The sequence below is a fragment of the Acidobacteriota bacterium genome (assembly GCA_016196035.1).
GTDB lineage: Bacteria > Acidobacteriota > Blastocatellia > RBC074 > RBC074 > JACPYM01.
Map to the genome: position 1 here is coordinate 1 of JACPYM010000059.1, position 15,455 is coordinate 15,455.

Annotated in this window: 15 protein-coding genes; 10 read left to right on the top strand and 5 right to left on the bottom strand. The window is 56.5% G+C overall.

Going from position 1 to position 15,455, the window contains the following annotated elements:
• Nucleotides 1-188: 188 nt before the first annotated feature.
• Complete coding sequence (gene umuD, locus HY011_17705; protein MBI3424774.1) at nucleotides 189-656, bottom strand: translesion error-prone DNA polymerase V autoproteolytic subunit; 468 nt, start codon at nucleotides 654-656, stop codon at nucleotides 189-191.
• Nucleotides 657-1,007: 351 nt separating this feature from the next.
• Between umuD and HY011_17710 the strand changes: the two genes are divergently transcribed.
• From HY011_17710 to HY011_17745, 8 genes are all read left to right on the top strand, one after another.
• Nucleotides 1,008-1,259, top strand: coding sequence for a hypothetical protein (locus tag HY011_17710; GenBank protein ID MBI3424775.1), 252 nt, complete (start codon nucleotides 1,008-1,010; stop codon nucleotides 1,257-1,259).
• 66 nt (nucleotides 1,260-1,325) lie between these two features.
• Nucleotides 1,326-1,607: a hypothetical protein gene (locus HY011_17715; protein ID MBI3424776.1), complete on the top strand. Its 282-nt coding sequence runs from the start codon at nucleotides 1,326-1,328 to the stop codon at nucleotides 1,605-1,607.
• A 123-nt stretch (nucleotides 1,608-1,730) separates the two neighbouring features.
• Nucleotides 1,731-2,324, top strand: a complete 594-nt coding sequence (locus HY011_17720) for a gluconate 2-dehydrogenase subunit 3 family protein (protein ID MBI3424777.1) — start codon at nucleotides 1,731-1,733, stop codon at nucleotides 2,322-2,324.
• 94 nt (nucleotides 2,325-2,418) lie between these two features.
• The gene (locus HY011_17725; GenBank protein ID MBI3424778.1) at nucleotides 2,419-2,676 is read left to right on the top strand and encodes a hypothetical protein; all 258 of its coding nucleotides are present in this window, start codon (nucleotides 2,419-2,421) and stop codon (nucleotides 2,674-2,676) included.
• Nucleotides 2,677-2,951: 275 nt separating this feature from the next.
• Nucleotides 2,952-4,904, top strand: coding sequence for a hypothetical protein (locus HY011_17730; GenBank protein ID MBI3424779.1), 1,953 nt, complete (start codon nucleotides 2,952-2,954; stop codon nucleotides 4,902-4,904).
• A gap of 297 nt (nucleotides 4,905-5,201) precedes the next feature.
• Nucleotides 5,202-6,863 (top strand): ribonuclease J, encoded by a 1,662-nt coding sequence (locus tag HY011_17735; GenBank protein ID MBI3424780.1) that lies wholly within the window; start codon nucleotides 5,202-5,204, stop codon nucleotides 6,861-6,863.
• A gap of 653 nt (nucleotides 6,864-7,516) precedes the next feature.
• Complete coding sequence (locus tag HY011_17740) at nucleotides 7,517-8,515, top strand: hypothetical protein (protein ID MBI3424781.1); 999 nt, start codon at nucleotides 7,517-7,519, stop codon at nucleotides 8,513-8,515.
• A gap of 235 nt (nucleotides 8,516-8,750) precedes the next feature.
• A complete protein-coding gene (locus HY011_17745; protein ID MBI3424782.1) occupies nucleotides 8,751-8,996 on the top strand; it encodes a hypothetical protein in 246 nt (81 codons plus the stop codon).
• 347 nt (nucleotides 8,997-9,343) lie between these two features.
• Here HY011_17745 and HY011_17750 read toward each other — a convergent pair whose 3' ends face one another.
• From HY011_17750 to HY011_17760, 3 genes are all read right to left on the bottom strand, one after another.
• Entirely contained in the window at nucleotides 9,344-9,604 is a 261-nt protein-coding gene (locus tag HY011_17750) for a hypothetical protein (GenBank protein MBI3424783.1), read from the bottom strand.
• 102 nt (nucleotides 9,605-9,706) lie between these two features.
• On the bottom strand, nucleotides 9,707-10,405 hold the full coding sequence (locus HY011_17755) for a TIR domain-containing protein (GenBank protein ID MBI3424784.1): 699 nt from the start codon (nucleotides 10,403-10,405) through the stop codon (nucleotides 9,707-9,709).
• A 12-nt stretch (nucleotides 10,406-10,417) separates the two neighbouring features.
• Nucleotides 10,418-12,118: a PQQ-dependent dehydrogenase, methanol/ethanol family gene (locus HY011_17760; protein MBI3424785.1), complete on the bottom strand. Its 1,701-nt coding sequence runs from the start codon at nucleotides 12,116-12,118 to the stop codon at nucleotides 10,418-10,420.
• Nucleotides 12,119-12,589: 471 nt separating this feature from the next.
• Here HY011_17760 and HY011_17765 point away from each other — a divergent pair, with 471 nt between their 5' ends.
• Nucleotides 12,590-13,072 carry a hypothetical protein gene (locus HY011_17765; protein MBI3424786.1) on the top strand — a complete coding sequence of 161 codons (483 nt, stop codon included), beginning with the start codon at nucleotides 12,590-12,592 and terminating at the stop codon, nucleotides 13,070-13,072.
• A 343-nt stretch (nucleotides 13,073-13,415) separates the two neighbouring features.
• Complete coding sequence (locus tag HY011_17770) at nucleotides 13,416-13,619, top strand: hypothetical protein (protein ID MBI3424787.1); 204 nt, start codon at nucleotides 13,416-13,418, stop codon at nucleotides 13,617-13,619.
• 404 nt (nucleotides 13,620-14,023) lie between these two features.
• On the opposite strand, the gene HY011_17775 is transcribed toward HY011_17770, so the two are convergent.
• Nucleotides 14,024-15,031 carry a DUF4349 domain-containing protein gene (locus HY011_17775; protein MBI3424788.1) on the bottom strand — a complete coding sequence of 336 codons (1,008 nt, stop codon included), beginning with the start codon at nucleotides 15,029-15,031 and terminating at the stop codon, nucleotides 14,024-14,026.
• Between the last annotated feature and the right edge of the window lie 424 nt (nucleotides 15,032-15,455).

Below are 15,455 nucleotides of genomic sequence, written 5' to 3' on the forward strand. Positions count from 1 at the left end.
TTCGGTCAGCAGGTTCGATTAGTCTCCTTTACGTGGTCAATCGCCACAACGAGATGATTCAACCTCTGACCTATCTACTCCAGCTACTTTCGCAACTGGAGTTTACCGCCGCACCTCTTACTCATCATGCCGTCTCCTTTCCAGTGTAGCCACAAACGTTGTCGTGAGTGAATGCTTCAATGTTGATCTCAATGTTGGTTGATAGAGTAAATTACGCGCCCCCAAATTTCCCATTGATCTTCGGCTGTCAATTCGATGTCGGCATAGCCCGGATGCGCGGCGCACAGGCGTATGCGGTTGTTGCTGATTTCCAAACGCCGCACGCAAAATTCGCCATTCACGACCGCCAAGACCAAATGCCCGTGCTGCGCCGGTTCCGCGCGGTCAATCACGAGCAGCGCGTCGTCGAAAAGTTTCGCGCCGCTCATCGCATCTCCCCGCACTTTGACGAAGAACGTCGCGAGCGGATGGCGCAGCAGATGATCGTTCAAATTCAACCGCGCCTGGGTGGTGCTTTCGGCAGGCGAGGCGAAACCAACTTTGACCGGACTTTGTTCAAGCGGTTGAAGCGCTGCAACCGGGGGCAGGGCGGGTGAAAAAGCCGCTTGAATGACGCTGTCCTGAGTCTGAAACGCAATTGCTGGATCGGCAGACACGTGACGGCTCCTGAGTTTGCGGGACACGGGTTGAAAATAGCTTGGATATTCGTGAATACTGGGGAAACTTGCCAAGCCGGGCGCAACTTTCGACGTGGATTATTGCCTAAAATTATGTTTCACGCAAGGCACAAATGCGAAATTTCAGGTTTGGCCAAGCGGCGTTTGCCAAAGTTGGTGGTGCCAGGGGTGAGCTTGCTTGCATCCCTGTAGGCAGGCGATTAAGATGCGCGACACGTGGCAACCTATAACCCCTTTGAGACGTGCTGAATGCTTTGCGTGATTCAGCACGCGGTTGCCGCCAAACTTTCCCGGATCAATTGGATTTGTTCGCAGGCAGTATGTGAACGCATGGCGCAAATCAAAGTCGAAATCATCGGTCGCAATGCGTATTGGTCGAACGCCATTTTCGTCGAATGGGAATATCAGTTCCCGGAACGCAAGCTGGTGCGGCAGACCGAGCGCTATTATTGGATCGAAGCGGAGTGGCTCAATGATTTGCAGCGTGTCGCACAGCAATGTTTTGGGCGTGCCCTGCGGGCGCCCGACGATCCGGGACGCAGACAGTTGTTCCGTCGCATTTTTCCACGTGAGAGCACGTGAGGAAGAGCGCGGATATATCGAATGAACGGATAGAGAAGTTTCTTGAAAGGGGAACAAAACGAAGCAATGAAGCAGCAAATTAAATTCGCTCTCGCAGTCGCCATTTTAATCACGGGCATCGGCTCGGCGTTCACCGCCAAAGCGTATCCGCCCTTTTTGCGCAAAGCTCAAAAGTTCGGCGCCAAAGATTGCCTCTTCTGCCACGAAAAGGCGGAAGGTGGCGAAGGTTGGAACAAGCGCGGTCAATGGTTGATCGCCGAAAAAGATAAACGCAAAGCCGACGCGGTTGATCCTGAGTGGCTCACCGATTACAAAGAGGCCGAAGGCGAGAAGAAAGAGAAGCCCTAACTCGATTGCGGATTGCAGATTGTAGCTTGGGGATTGCGGATTTTTGCTAATTTCGCAATCCTCAATCCTCAATCCTCAATCCTCAATCCTCAATCCACAATCGCAACGAGGAGGCATTCGACGATGTCAGAGCAGAATAACCAAGTGACGCGCCGTGAGGCATTGAAAGGGTTGGCGATTGGCGCGAGTTTGCCAATTCTGGGGCAGCGCGTGCTGGCCGACGAGCACGATCACAGCAAACACGGCGCGCCCGGTGTGCAGGCCAAGGCCGATACGACGCCGAAGTTTTTCAAAGCGGAGCAACTGGCATTGGTGGCAACGATTTCGGAACACATTATTCCGACCGATGAGCATTCCAAAGGCGCGATTGCCGCCGAAGTGCCGCAGTTCATTGACCTGATGATCAGCGAGTCAAACGCCGAAACCAAGAAACTCTGGACGGATGGCCTCGCGGCTATGGACACGCTGAGTCAGTCCAAAAACAATGCGCCTTACAACAAGGCTACCAAAGAGCAGCAGATCGCCATCCTGACCGAGATCAGCAAGAACGAGATGAAACCGACGACACTGGAAGAGCGCTTTTTCCGCGCGATCAAAGGGATGACGATTGACGGCTATTACACCTCGAAGATCGGCATCCACGACGAGTTGCAGTACAAAGGCAACACCTACCTGAAAGAGTTCAAGGGGTGCACGCATCCTGAGCATCAGGGCTAACAATTTGCTCTGGCAACGTTGCCGAGAAAGACCTGCGTCCCTGGCCGAAGAAGCGGAGCAGGTCTTTCTTTATTTGGGTTGGAGAAGGAGCCACATGCCTACCAAAGTCGCGCAACGAACCGCCGAATTGCCGGGCGACCCGGACGAAGGGTTGGCAGTGAAAAAGTCGCTGCAAGCCCGGCTGCTGCGGCAACGGAAAGCCGTGGCGGCGGGCGCGCGTGGCGTGGCCCTCGATGAGGTGCCGTGGGAAGATTTTTACGACAGCTTGCTGGCTCGCCAACGTGAGAAAGAGCCGCGAGAGACGCTGGATTCGGTGCGGCAGCGACTCGTCAAACCAACTCGAAGCAATTGACTTCAACGCACTCCGGTTTAACAGTACCGCGTGGCGGCGGGCGTTCAGAGTTCCGCCTTTAGGCGGCGGCGCGCTATAGGCGCGTAACTCCGGCGCTACGCGCCGCCACCGCCTAAGGGCGGAACTCTGAACGCCCGCCAGTGCGTAGGTTTCAATCACTGTTCGGCAACCACCGTGTGAGCGCACAGGCAACGATCAGCGCAAACGGTTGGACATCAGTGCCGTCCGCCACCGCCGCGCCGCCTACCCATAACACCAGTAACAGAGGAGAACCCATGAAGACTCTGACGATAGCCTGTTTGTTTTTCAGCTTCAGCTTGCTCTTTGCTGGCTGTACCAATCCGCCGAAACCCAATGAACCAGTTGCCCCAACGCCAGCCGCCGGTACGGTGTTGGGCAGCAACGGTCTATCCACCGCCGAACGGCAGAAGTTTTATCACCTGCCCGAAGGCAGCGAGCTTTACCCTTACGCCTGGGCCAAAGCGTTGATCAGCGCGCAAAGCGGCAAGCCCTTTCTCGAAAACCTGGAGCGTTTCGGCCTGGTGCCGGATGAGAAGAGCGCCGACAACCCTTATGGTTTGCCGGTCGGCGTCACGGTGGGCAAACGGCGCGGCGTTGGTGACGTAGACATGATCGGGGTCAATTGCGCGGCTTGCCACGTCGGGCAATTGACGCAGCAGGGACGTGCGTTACGCGTGGATGGTGCGCCCAATCTGTTCGACATTACGATGTTTTATACCGACATTGCCGACTCAACCAAAGCGACGATCAAAGACCCCGAGCAGCTCTGGGCCTTTGTCAAACGCTATCTCGCGGACAAGGAGCATCCGTCCGACACCGTTTCAGCAGCACCGGCGGGCGCGAATGGCCGGGCGGGTGAAAAGCGCGGGTATAAATTCGGCGATGCCACGCGCAAGGTGGTGGGCGCTTTCAGCGATCTCAAGACGATGACGGCGAAAGGCGAGCTGGAGAAGGCGCTGGTCGAAAAGATTCAGGCCACACTGAAGGTTGAGCTAGAAAAGGCGGAGAAGGATTACGGCACGGCGTCAGACCCGGTGGCGGAATCTGAAAAGGATTTGCGGGGCACGCTGGAAAACGATGTTAACGCGCTGTACAAAAAACAGTCGGGCGCAGGCAGTCCGTTAGGCGATGTGCAAGGTGACGAGAAGAAAGGATTGCTGCGCGAGTTCCTGCGCGATCTGAAAACCAACGTGGCGCTGTTCCGCTCTTACATCAAAATGTTCAAGACGCTGGCGGCGGCAGGTGCGGATAAGCGCGACACGCCGGGCGGTTTCGGGCGCGTGGATGCGTTTGGCAGTGCACGGTTCCTGTTCTTTGGGTTGGCGAATAAAAAGCCCAACACCGCGCCGGTTTCTTATCCGTTCATTTGGGGGATGGGCACGGAGGCTTGGGTGCATTACAACGCGAACACGAATTCGGTGGTCGAACGTAACATTGGCCAAGCGCTGGGCTTAGGCGCAAGCTTCGATCCGAAGACCTTTGAGACGACCGTGCTGCTCGAAAACACGCGCGATCTGGAATGGCTGGCTTATAAGATCACGCCGCCCGCTTGGCCAGAGGAGCTGCTGGGGAAGATTGACCAAAGCCTGGTCGCACGCGGCAAACCGCTTTATGAACAGCACTGCGCCAGTTGCCACAACAAATGGGAGACGACGCCGGACGGGCTGCGTAACTTCCAACTTTTCTCATTGAAAGAAGTCGGCACCGATCCGAATCAGGCCCAGAATTTCCACGCGCCGATTACGCTCAACGGCAAGCCCGCCAGCTTTGCCAAAGAGAATGGCAAGGCGACCGACCTCATCAAACAGGCGTATTACAAAGCCAACAACATTTCGCCTGACGAGCAGAAAAAGTGGGAAGGCAATCGCACGCCGATTGTCTGGCGCGACTTATTGGAGAATGGGCCGGATGCCAAAGTCTATTCGGCGCGCGGCCTGGCTGGGGTTTGGGCGACTGCGCCGTATTTGCACAATGGTTCGGTGCCGAACCTCTACGAATTGTTGTTGCCTACCGCCGAACGCTCGGCCACGTTTAACGTGGGCAGCCGTGAATATGATGCGAAGAACCTGGGCTATGCCAATGCGGGCGGCTTCAAATTCGACACGGCGGTTGACGGTAATTCCAATCGCGGACATGAGTATGGCGCGAAGGAACTGAGCAAAGAAGACCGGTATGCTTTGCTGGAATATTTGAAGACGCTCAAGTGAGGTTGGCTCAGTTTCCTGAGCATGTGTCGCACAGGCCGTCGTGTTCGTTATCATTGATTGACTGCGATTGACTGCGATTGACTGCGATTGACTGCGATTGACTGCGATTGACTGCGATTGACTGCGATTGACTGCGATTGACTGCGATTGACTGCGATTGACTGCGATTCCAATGATCGCCAACGCGGCGGCTTGTGCTGCATAACACTGCAACCGGCTCGGCGCAGTTAGACATCCGCCCCATCTGGTTTATACTGCCTGCGCAAACTTACACACACGGAAAGCCACACATAAATTATGCAAACAGGCAGACTCGAAATTACCCCACTCGGCGGACTCGGACAATTCGGCATGAACATAACGGCCTTCCGTTATGACGAGCAGATGATCATCGTGGATTGCGGGATGATGTTCCCCGACGAAGACCTGCTCGGCGTGGACATCGCCATCCCCGACATGAGCTACATCGAAGCCCACCGCGAAGAACTGGTCGGCCTCGTCCTCACCCACGCGCACGAAGACCACGTTGGCGCGATCCCGTTTTTACTGCAATCCATTGATCTGCCGGTTTACGCCACCCAATTCACGCTGGGCTTGATCGAGGGCAAGCTGCAAGAGTTTGGGCTGCTCGACAAAGTTAAGACGCACACCATCGGCCCGCGCCAGTCGTTCAAGCTAGGGCCGTTCGAGATCGAATTCGTGCGCGTCTCGCATTCGCTGGTGGATTGCGTCGCGCTGGCGATCACCACACCCGTCGGCGTTGTCGTCCACACCGGCGATTTCAAGGTGGACGAGACGCCAGTGATTGGCGAGGCGATTGACCTGAAACGGTTGAATGAAATTGGCGACAAAGGCGTGCTGGCACTGCTCTCGGATTCGACCAACGTCGAACGCGAAGGCCGCACCGGCTCCGAAAAGGTCGTGATCCCGGCGCTCGACAAAATCTTCGCCGAGACGCGCGGGCGCATGATCGTCTCGTGTTTTGCGACCAGCATTCACCGCTTGCAGATCGTGTTTGACCTGGCGGCGGAGCACGGGCGTTCCGTCGCGCTGCTGGGCCGCAGCATGTTGCGCGTGACCGAGGTCGCCGAGCGCAGCGGCTATCTGGACATTGACGACGGCCAACTGGTCAGCCCCGCGCAGGCGCGCAAGATGCATCCTGATGAGGTCGTCTTGCTGGTGACCGGCAGCCAGGGTGAGCCGATGTCGGCGCTCGCGCGCATGTCCGTGGATCAGCACCGCGATGCTAGCGTGACCGAAGGCGACACCGTGGTGTTATCGGCGCGCCAGATTCCGGGCAATGAAAAATCCATCTCGCGCATGATGAATCATCTGTTCAAACGCGGCGCGCACGTGATTGATTCCAGCATCGCGCGCATCCACGTCAGCGGCCACGGGCGCGAAGGCGATTTGAAAATCATGTATGACGCCGTGCGCCCCAAATTCCTCATCCCGATTCACGGCGAGACGCGCCAACTCTATCGCCACGCCGAAGCCGCGCGCCGTTGGGGCGTCGCGCGCGACCGCATCGTGCTGGCCGAGAGCGGCGACGTGATCGGCCTGGATGAAGACAGCGCCGGGGTCGTAGAGAAAATCACCGTCGGGCGCACGCTGATTGACGATTCGGGTTCGGGGCGGATTGATGAACTGGTGCTGCGCGACCGCAAGCATCTGGCCTACGACGGCATCGTGCTGCCCATCGTGGCGATCAACAAGGCCTCGGGCGAATTGGAGTCGGCGCCCGAAGTGATCCAGCGCGGTTTGGCCTTGGGCGAAGAGGGCGATGCTTTCCTGCACCGCGCCCGTGCCATCGTCGGCACGACCATCAGCAACGCGACACACGAAGAGCGCGTGGATTGGGCCGTCATCAAAGAGAAAATTCGGCTGGAACTGAAACGCTACATTCAGAAAGAGACGGGCCGCCGTCCGATGATCATCCCGGTTGTGCTGGAAATTTGAGCAGAGAGGCGGATCAACAACATCTACGACAGCCGCTAACTTACAGAGGTACCGGCCGCTCCGCCAACACCCCAAACAATCGTTCTAACCTACTGTGCGGCTGAGATTAATCTCGTTCGTGATAACGAATAACCCGTTGACAGATATACAGTGCTCGCATAGACTGCCCCGCGTGTGATCGGCTTACCTCACTAAAAGCTGGATCGCCCCCGGGTGAAGGAAGTTGAATCTAAGAGCTAGGTTTTAAGACCGGCGTACCGAGAGAGAGCATCCGAGGTTGAGTTCAAGCCAACACACCTACCCCGACCGACCCCGTAAGTTTCGCGACGTAAGCAATGGCGAATTAAAAAGCCCAGGAGCGGCAACCTCACAAATTGTCGTGACATCCATTGCAGCGCTTTCATTCTTAACTATGACCGCCATGCCCGCCGCCTTCACGGTTGGGAAGCCCACAGGTTGTCATTGTGCCTCCGCAAAATACAGTTCGATTCAACTTCGCTAGTTGCGCTGCTAGATGAACCAGAAGCAGCAAAGACAGAGGCGCGGAGTTTGGAGAATCAGATCCGGAAACAAGGCTGATTCATGGTGGACTGGCGCAGCGGAGAACTGTTATTGACATCTCTCGACAGGTACACCTAAGGAGTTAGTACACAATGCGGACCTCACGCTCTTTCACCTCACTCGGACGTGTGTTTTTGCTGCTATTGGCGCTGGCGGGCGCCGCGCTGGCAGCCGAACCAGGCGAACCGATTCGCAATCTTGCCGACAATCCGGTCGTGAGCGATCAAAAGCCCGGCTCGATTCTTTTCTATAACGTTTATACCTCCAACGCGACTTCACCAGCGGCTGAAAATACACGCATCAGCATCACCAATTCAGGCCCCGCCAGCATTGGCGTGCATCTGTTTTTTGTGGAGGGCGCTTCGTGCAGCCCCGCCGACTCGATCATTTGCTTGTCTACGAACCAGACGGCGGTGATTTTGGCTTCGGGGTTTGATCCCGGCACCGTCGGTTATGTCGTGGCTGTGGCGATAGATTTGGCGACGGGCTGTCCGACCAGATACAACTATCTGATTGGCGATGAATTCGTGAAATTCGCCTCCGGCCATGCGGCGAATCTGGCCGCCGAATCCGTGATGGCGCGCACCGACATCACGTGCAGCGATACGGCCTCGCAGGTGACGCTGAATTTCGATGGCGCGATGTATGATCGGCTGCCTGCGGTCGTCGCGATTGACAACATCCCCAGCCGCGTGGATGGCAACGACACGCTCGTCATCATCAATCGCCCCTCAGGCAATTTGGGCGTAGGCGCTGATGCCTTGGGGACAATCTTCGGCATTTTGTATAACGACGCTGAGAATACTGCCAGCTTCCAAATCGGGGCGAGCCAGTGTCAATTCCGGTTTAGCTTCTCAAATTCAGTGCCGCGCACGGTACCCCGCTTCACGAATTTCGTACCGGGTGGGCGCACAGGCTGGGTGAAGTTTTACTCGATCACAGGTACGACGCCATTGTTGGGTGCTTCGATCAATTTCAACGCAGCAGCGGATGCTTCAGGGACAGCCTTTAGCCAGGGGCATAACTTCCATATCCTGCGTGTGGTTCCGGCGTCGAGCATCGTCGTCCCGGTCTTCCCGGCGAACTGCTAACCGGGTTGTAGGGAAGCCAAGCTCTCAAGCACAAACTTCAAAAGGCGGCAGCGGAAAGCGACAGGCTTTCGCTGCCGCCTTTTACTTTGTGCAGGGGGCTTTGCACAAACCGCCCTGTTTGCACAAATCGGCGGCGCTCTGCACAAAACGGTTTTCAATCTACTTGAACAGGAAAACGATGGTAGTGTGGCGATAGGGAGTTGCTGGAAATTCAGAACCACTAGACAGAGATTGAATGAACGAAAAAGGCCAGCGCTTGCGCTGGCCTTTTTCGTTCATTTTCATTCCGCAGCAGCCGAATCTTGTTTTGGCTCTTCTTCGAATGAGAGACCGGCGGGCAGATAGAGCTTTTCCCATTGCTTTAATTGCCGGAGTAGCAGTTGCGCAACGGAGTGCGCAAAGACAGGAGGTAAGTGAAGTACAACTTGCTCTTCTATACCAACCTTTCGTGGCGCAATCTCACCGATTAACCCGAATGTGATGCGAATGTCTTGCGTGGTCAGTCATGATGCGGCGACATTCGTATAAACTGCGCGAAAGTTTGGCGAACGTATAACCTCTAAATCCTCGGCTCGAATCTGCTCGCCTTTTTTGGGTGCAATTGCTGCTCCATCAGCAGCAATTACCATGTTCATACTTTCTCCTTATGCAGCTTGCATTGTTGCGTATTTTCGCAGGAAATCCGTGTCTGCCAGTGCGGTCATAGCAGCAATTGGCGTGGAATCTGCCGCTACTTGTTGATTTGCGCTTCTGCGTCTAGGACTACCTGCTTCCTTGGGTATTGGATATAGCATTCCGGGCAAGGTTCCTTCGCGCGGAGAGTTGCGGTTAGGCGGCGCATTTCTGGTAAAAATCTGCGCGCATGGTCAAGATTACTTGCGTGCGGCCACCAGGAATAAAGGCGGCGTAAAGCAGATTGGCTAGAAATTGTGTGCGTTCGCGTTCGTCCCGGCACAGCGTGAAGATTTCCTCGAACTGATCAACGACCAGTACGGCACATTCGTCTGACTTGCGACCAGTCATTGCGAGGGTGACATCCAAGTGCAACGTGCGCTCATCCGCCAGCATCCGGTCGAGTGTTTGATCCATTGTGCTTTGCGGATAAAGGCGCAATAAATTGGCAGCCAGTTCCGTGAGTGGATGCGCCCTCGGTGTAAAAACCTGGATCGGCTACACCTCGCTGCCGAGTAATTATCCTTTGCGGATGGCAGGAATTAGACCGGCTCGCACGAGCGAAGATTTGCCGCTCCCTGATGGGCCGAGTACGGCAATGAAGCGGGTACTTTTCAACTTCTCGACAAGCCGTTGAATATCGCTATCGCGCCCGAAGAAAAATTCCGCGTGCTGTTCATCAAAGATTTGCAGGCCGCGATACGGGCAGACATCGTTGCGCGGTTCGATGGCTCGTTCGGGGCCGAGCGGCAGACCTTTGATTGCGTGGAGGAGCGATTGAAAGGCGCGTGTGTCATCCAAGCCTTTGCGCAAGTCAATCCAGGTACGCAGGCTCAAGAATGGCGGCAAAGTGCTTGTATCAAACGGTTCAGCCAAGCTTGGCAGGAGTACCAAAAAGACGCAGAAGCTGCGAGCCTTCGCCATCCGGTCGGTTGCTAGCTGGTACTCCAAATCTTCCCAACTGCCGATGCCGGTTGGGCCGATGAATACTGCACAGGCAGATGAAGTGCGCACTCCGGCGGCGAGTTCTTCCTGCCAATCGCCGTCGGGTGTGAGGCACCACTTGTCGAACCACGGCTCCAACTCCGCGCGCTTGAGCTTTTGGGCAAGGCGCTCGACCGCCGGTTTTCGCGGCTGTTGTGCGAGAGAAAGACCGCAAACTTGGACTGAGGTTCTGTTGCTGAGGAGGTGATTATCTCGGCCATACCTTACCCACAGATGATAGCTAAATTACCTACTTGAGCCAGTCGCTCCTTTCGTTTCTGGTAAGGCGAAGACCACCAGCGTCGAGGCGCGTTCGGGTAGCTTGCTTGCTGCTTCCGGCCAAATCACCGCAGTCAGGCCCCCGACCAGTGAACCCAGGCCGGTGGGCATTGCGATGTATTGCCGTCCGTTGACTGAATAAGAAATCGGCGAACCGCTCATGCCAGCGCCTACGTTGAAGGCCCAGAGTTTCATGCCGGTGGTCGCGTCCAGCGCGAATGCTTCGCCCAATATGTCGCCGCTGAAGACCAGATCGCCGCCGGTCGAGAGCAGCGAGGCCACGTTCATATAGCGCGTGTTGTAGCGCCATTTGCGTTCGCCCGTCAGCGGGTCAAAGGCGTTGATGTGACCGTAAGCGGCTTTGTCGGGCAGCGGTTTGAATTCCATGCTGCCGCCGAAGAGCGGCTGGCCTTCGACGATTTGCATCTTTTGCGGTTTGATCGAATTGCAGATTTCCCAGCCGATGTTGTACCAGAATTTGGTGCGCGGGCTGAACGACGAGTGATCGTAATTGCGCCCGCCCGCCGCGCTGGGGCACACGAAAGTTTCCTGACCCGGCGGCACCGGCTGCATGTCTGTGGGCCGTCCGTTTTTGTCCACGCCCTTCAACCAAGTCAGCTTGTCCACATACGGATAGGCGTTCAGGTATTTGCCCGTCGCGCGATCCAACACCCAGGTATAGCCGCCCTTGTTTGCATGCACGAGCAGCTTCTGCGTTCGGCCATCCTTGACGTAATCAATCAACACGCATTCGTATGCCGAGTCGAAGTCGTACATGTCGTGCGGCACTTCCTGGTAATGCCATTTCAATTTGCCGGTGTCGGGATCGAGGGCAATGATCGAGTTGGAATAGAGGTTGTCGCCCGTGCGGAACTCGTCATAAAAATCCGAAGAGGGATTGCCTACGCCCCAATATAGCAGGTTCAAATCGGCGTCGTATGAACCGGTCAGCCAAGTCGGCGCGCCGCCGTATTTCAGCATGCGCGCATCCCAGGTTTCAGACCCCGGCTCGCCCGGCGCGGGGATCGTGTAAAAGCGCCAGAGATGCTTGCCCGTCTTGCCGTCGAAGGCATTCAGGTAACCGCGATGCGCGTGTTCGCCGCCCGTGCCGCCGACGATGACTTTATCTTTGACGATCAGGGGCGGCGAAGTGATGTTGCAGCCGCACTGTTGTGTGTTCTCGACTTCGACATCCCACAACTCGCGCCCGGTCTTGGCGTCCAGCGCGACGACGTGATTGTCGAGCGTGCCGAAATACACGCGCCCGTGCCCGATGGCCAAGCCGCGCGAGCCGGGCTGATAGGGGATGTCTTTGATCGAAAGCTTGTAAAAGTATTTCCACCGCAATTCGCCCGTGGCCGCATTCAGCGCGAAGACGCGGTTCTTCGGCCCCATCAGATAAAGCACGCCGTCGGCGACGATAGGCGTCGCGTTCAACCCGCCGGCCAATTCGCCCGTGTTAAAGAGCCAAACGGGCGTCAGGGTTTTGACGTTCGTGCGGTTGATCTGATCGAGCGCGCTGTAGCGGTGCGCGCTGTAATTGCCGCCATAGCTCAGCCAGTTTTGCGGTTCTTTGTCGGAGTTGATGAGCCGTTCCCATTCCTGGGCGAAGACTACGGTGCTGAACAGCAGGAATACGAACAAATACGCGGTGCGTCGCCAAAGCATGGATGGTGTCCCTTTCGTGATGCGTGAATGTTGTGGAGTGTGTCGAAATGCGCGGCTAAATCTACTCTGGCGGGTTGGGTTTGACAATCCGGCTGCCGGTTTTGTCCGCAGGGTTAGTTTGAATCGCTGCGCTCCCAGGGATGATCCCAAATTTTTACCGGAAGAAATTTTTTCCTCCGGTAAATTTTTCGGGACTGAGCCGTTAGAGACGCTTGCTGGGGACGGTGTTCAGAGTTCCGCCTTTAGGCGGTGGGGTGCCGCAGGCGCGCGATTCGGCGCCGCGCGCCGCCACCGCCTAAAGGCGGAACTCTGAACACCGTTTTGCCACGCCCATAACATCCTCGAATTTTTTACAGTAAGAATTTTTTCGGGAAGTGATTCAGTCGCTGCCGGGATTACGCATGTGTCAGTGCGGGCGCATTGAGTGACTCGCACTGAGGAGAGAAAAACATTATCAAGCAGGAGAAGGCAATGATTCATCACATTTCGCTCAACGCTAAAGACAGTTTGCACGTCGCGGACGTGCTGGCCGAAGTGCTGGACGGCAAAGTCGTGCCCGCGCCGCCCAATTTCCCGCGCGGCTCGTGGTTCGTGCTTTCCGGCGACGAACACGGCACCCTGTTGGAAATCTTGCCCTTCGGCGCGGAACTGCGGCCAGACGAAGGCGAGGCGGGTTTTCATACCGGGGTCGTGCCGAATTCCAACTACGTCGGCGCGCACGCTTATATTTCCGTGCAACGCAGCGCTGAAGAATTGCTGGCCCTCGGTAAACGCGAAGGCTGGCTGACGCGCCTCTGTGATCGCGGGCCTTTTTCGTTGATCGAATGTTGGCTCGAAAACCGGCAGATGATCGAATTCGCCACGCCGGAAATGACGGCGCAATACGTCAATCTGCTGACCAACCCCACGGCGCTCCGTTCCGCGTTGGCCGATCTCAGCGAGGCGCAAAGCTGAGCGGCTAGGCAAACGAGGCGTGACAAAGCGCCCAAGCCGCAACCAACGATTGCGGCTTGGGCGCTTTACTTGTAGATGCCTCGACCCGTTTATCGCCAGCCTTGTCGCCATCTGTGGACAAGCCTGTAGAAGCTCATCACCGAATGTGGACAAGTCAAAAACGGATGACAGGCTGATGGCGGCTAGCCTATTCCCGCCTTTGCAAAACATCTTCAACCATTTCCGCACTTAGCGGGATTCATCCGCGCGCGCGCCGCGCTGGCACAGCCGTTGCTCTACCTGTCGGCGTGAATGACACGCATCCCGACGCTGTTCACCTCACTTGAATAGAGATCGTGGAATTATGTTGAAAGAGTTTTTAACCAAGATACGAAGCGAAGAATTAGGGCAGAGCGTGCTCGAATATTTGCTGCTGATTACCGTCATCGGCGCCACCAGCGTGTTGATGATGACGGTGGCGGGCCTCAACGTTGGACGGTTATTGACCTCGACGTTTTCGCTGGCCCAAGACGCCGCCGCGCATCTCGGCAAACCGCTCGGCCATTGATGGCCGCCCTCGATTCTGACGCTTCCACCCAGTTTTTACGGCGCGGCTGAGTCGTTGCTTTTGTTCATTGCCTGCCTGGACGCGCCCGCACGATTTGCTGCTACGGCATCAAGCTTGAGATGACGTCCCACCACGCTCTCATTATCGCTCTGCACGGTTACACGTTGACTGTCCGCTCTCTGACAATGTTCTTGACCGCAAACTCTCCCACGAACACCCACCTCTTGAAGACCGCTACCACTCCCACATTCCCAACTTCAACGTGTAACCGAAGAGCACAATTTCCCTCACACAACCTCACACACAATCTTTCACAGCCACCGGGTTGTGAAAACACCACGAGCGCGACGAGTTGATTTATCCTCGTCGCGCTCGTGGTGTTTTGGGCTAGGCGCTGACTTACCTCAACTCACCGCCGCCGAATCACTTGGAGGCGCCGCCATCGTCTTTTTCGGCCAATGCACATGCGGACGCGCCAGCCGCCACACCAGCCAGAGCGGCAACACGATCAATAACAAAATCGGAATCAGCATAATCACAAATTGAATGATGCCCAGCGTGATATTCGAGGCCAGATCAATGCCGTCGCCCACGGCCTGTTTGACCTGATGCCAGAACCCTTGCGCGGTCGTGGCGATGACGATGGGCGTGGGCGTATGCAGCGTGATATTGATCGTCGAAAGCGCCGCCTGATTCGCCAGGAAGCGTTGGCGGCCTTCCAGCCGTTCGATCTCGGTGCGCACGGTGGCGATTTGATTTTGCACTTCCAGCGCGTCTGAAATCTTGCCCGCGCGTTTCAGAATGTCGAGCATCTGCGCTTCCAGCGCGCGTTGCGTGCGGGCGCGGGCTTCCAGGTCAATGTATTCCTCGGTCACATCCTGCCCCGAAATCTTTTCCTGCAAAATGCGCCCGCCCAGACCGCGCAGCTTTTCGATAGCCGCGTTGAATTGCGTTGAGGGCACGCGCACCGTCACGGTCACGACATTGCCGGGCGCGCTGGCATTGCTGGCACTGACCCGCGCTTCCGAGGTAACGACGAAGCCGCCCAAGGTTTCGGCAATCGTGGTCAGTTGGCGCTGCGCGTCGGCGGGATTGTCGAGTTCGATGTCGAGGTTGGCGTTGCGGATGATTTTGCGGTCGAAGGCTTGGGCAACAGCGGGAAGGGGAACGTGGGTTGAAGGCGCAGTCTGAGTGCGGGGTTGGCCCTGTTGCGGGACTTCGGAGCCAGACGCTTCTTTGAAATAGGCCACGTCGTCACCCGCGCGCGCTTCTGGTTTCGTTGCGGCAGGCAGGCCCTGGTTGTATGTAATGGCACCTTGATTGAGTCGTTCAGCGGACAGCGCCGGTCGTCTGTTACAACTGACAACAGCCAGCAAAAGCACTCCACAAAAAATCACGCTCGCAAAACGCATAACTACCTCCGTGCGGAAAACGCCAGTTACGGCAGGGGCTGCGTAGCTGGCTGAGTCAAGTGGCTTGGTGTTGGCTTGCTACGTGCAAGCCTGGATTCAGACGCCGTCCAAAAGAACGAACTGCGGCAACACCTTTGCAATGGGATTGCCGCAGGGCAACACACGACTCCTTTTGGCGAAGCCTTTGGAGTGCGTGCGGCACAGGCCGCCGCTTTGGTAGGCCTTAAATGATGTAGCCCACGAAGGGCATACCAAAGCGGCGGCCTGTGCCGCACGCACTCCAAAGACGCTGCGCGTCGAAATCAGCATAGGCCTCAATTGTTCAAGCCGCGCAGTGAACCGCCGGGCTAATGGAAAAACAACCTTGCGGCAGCGTGCCTCTGAACCCGTAACCGCATAGACGCCAACTTCACAGCCGTTGTGC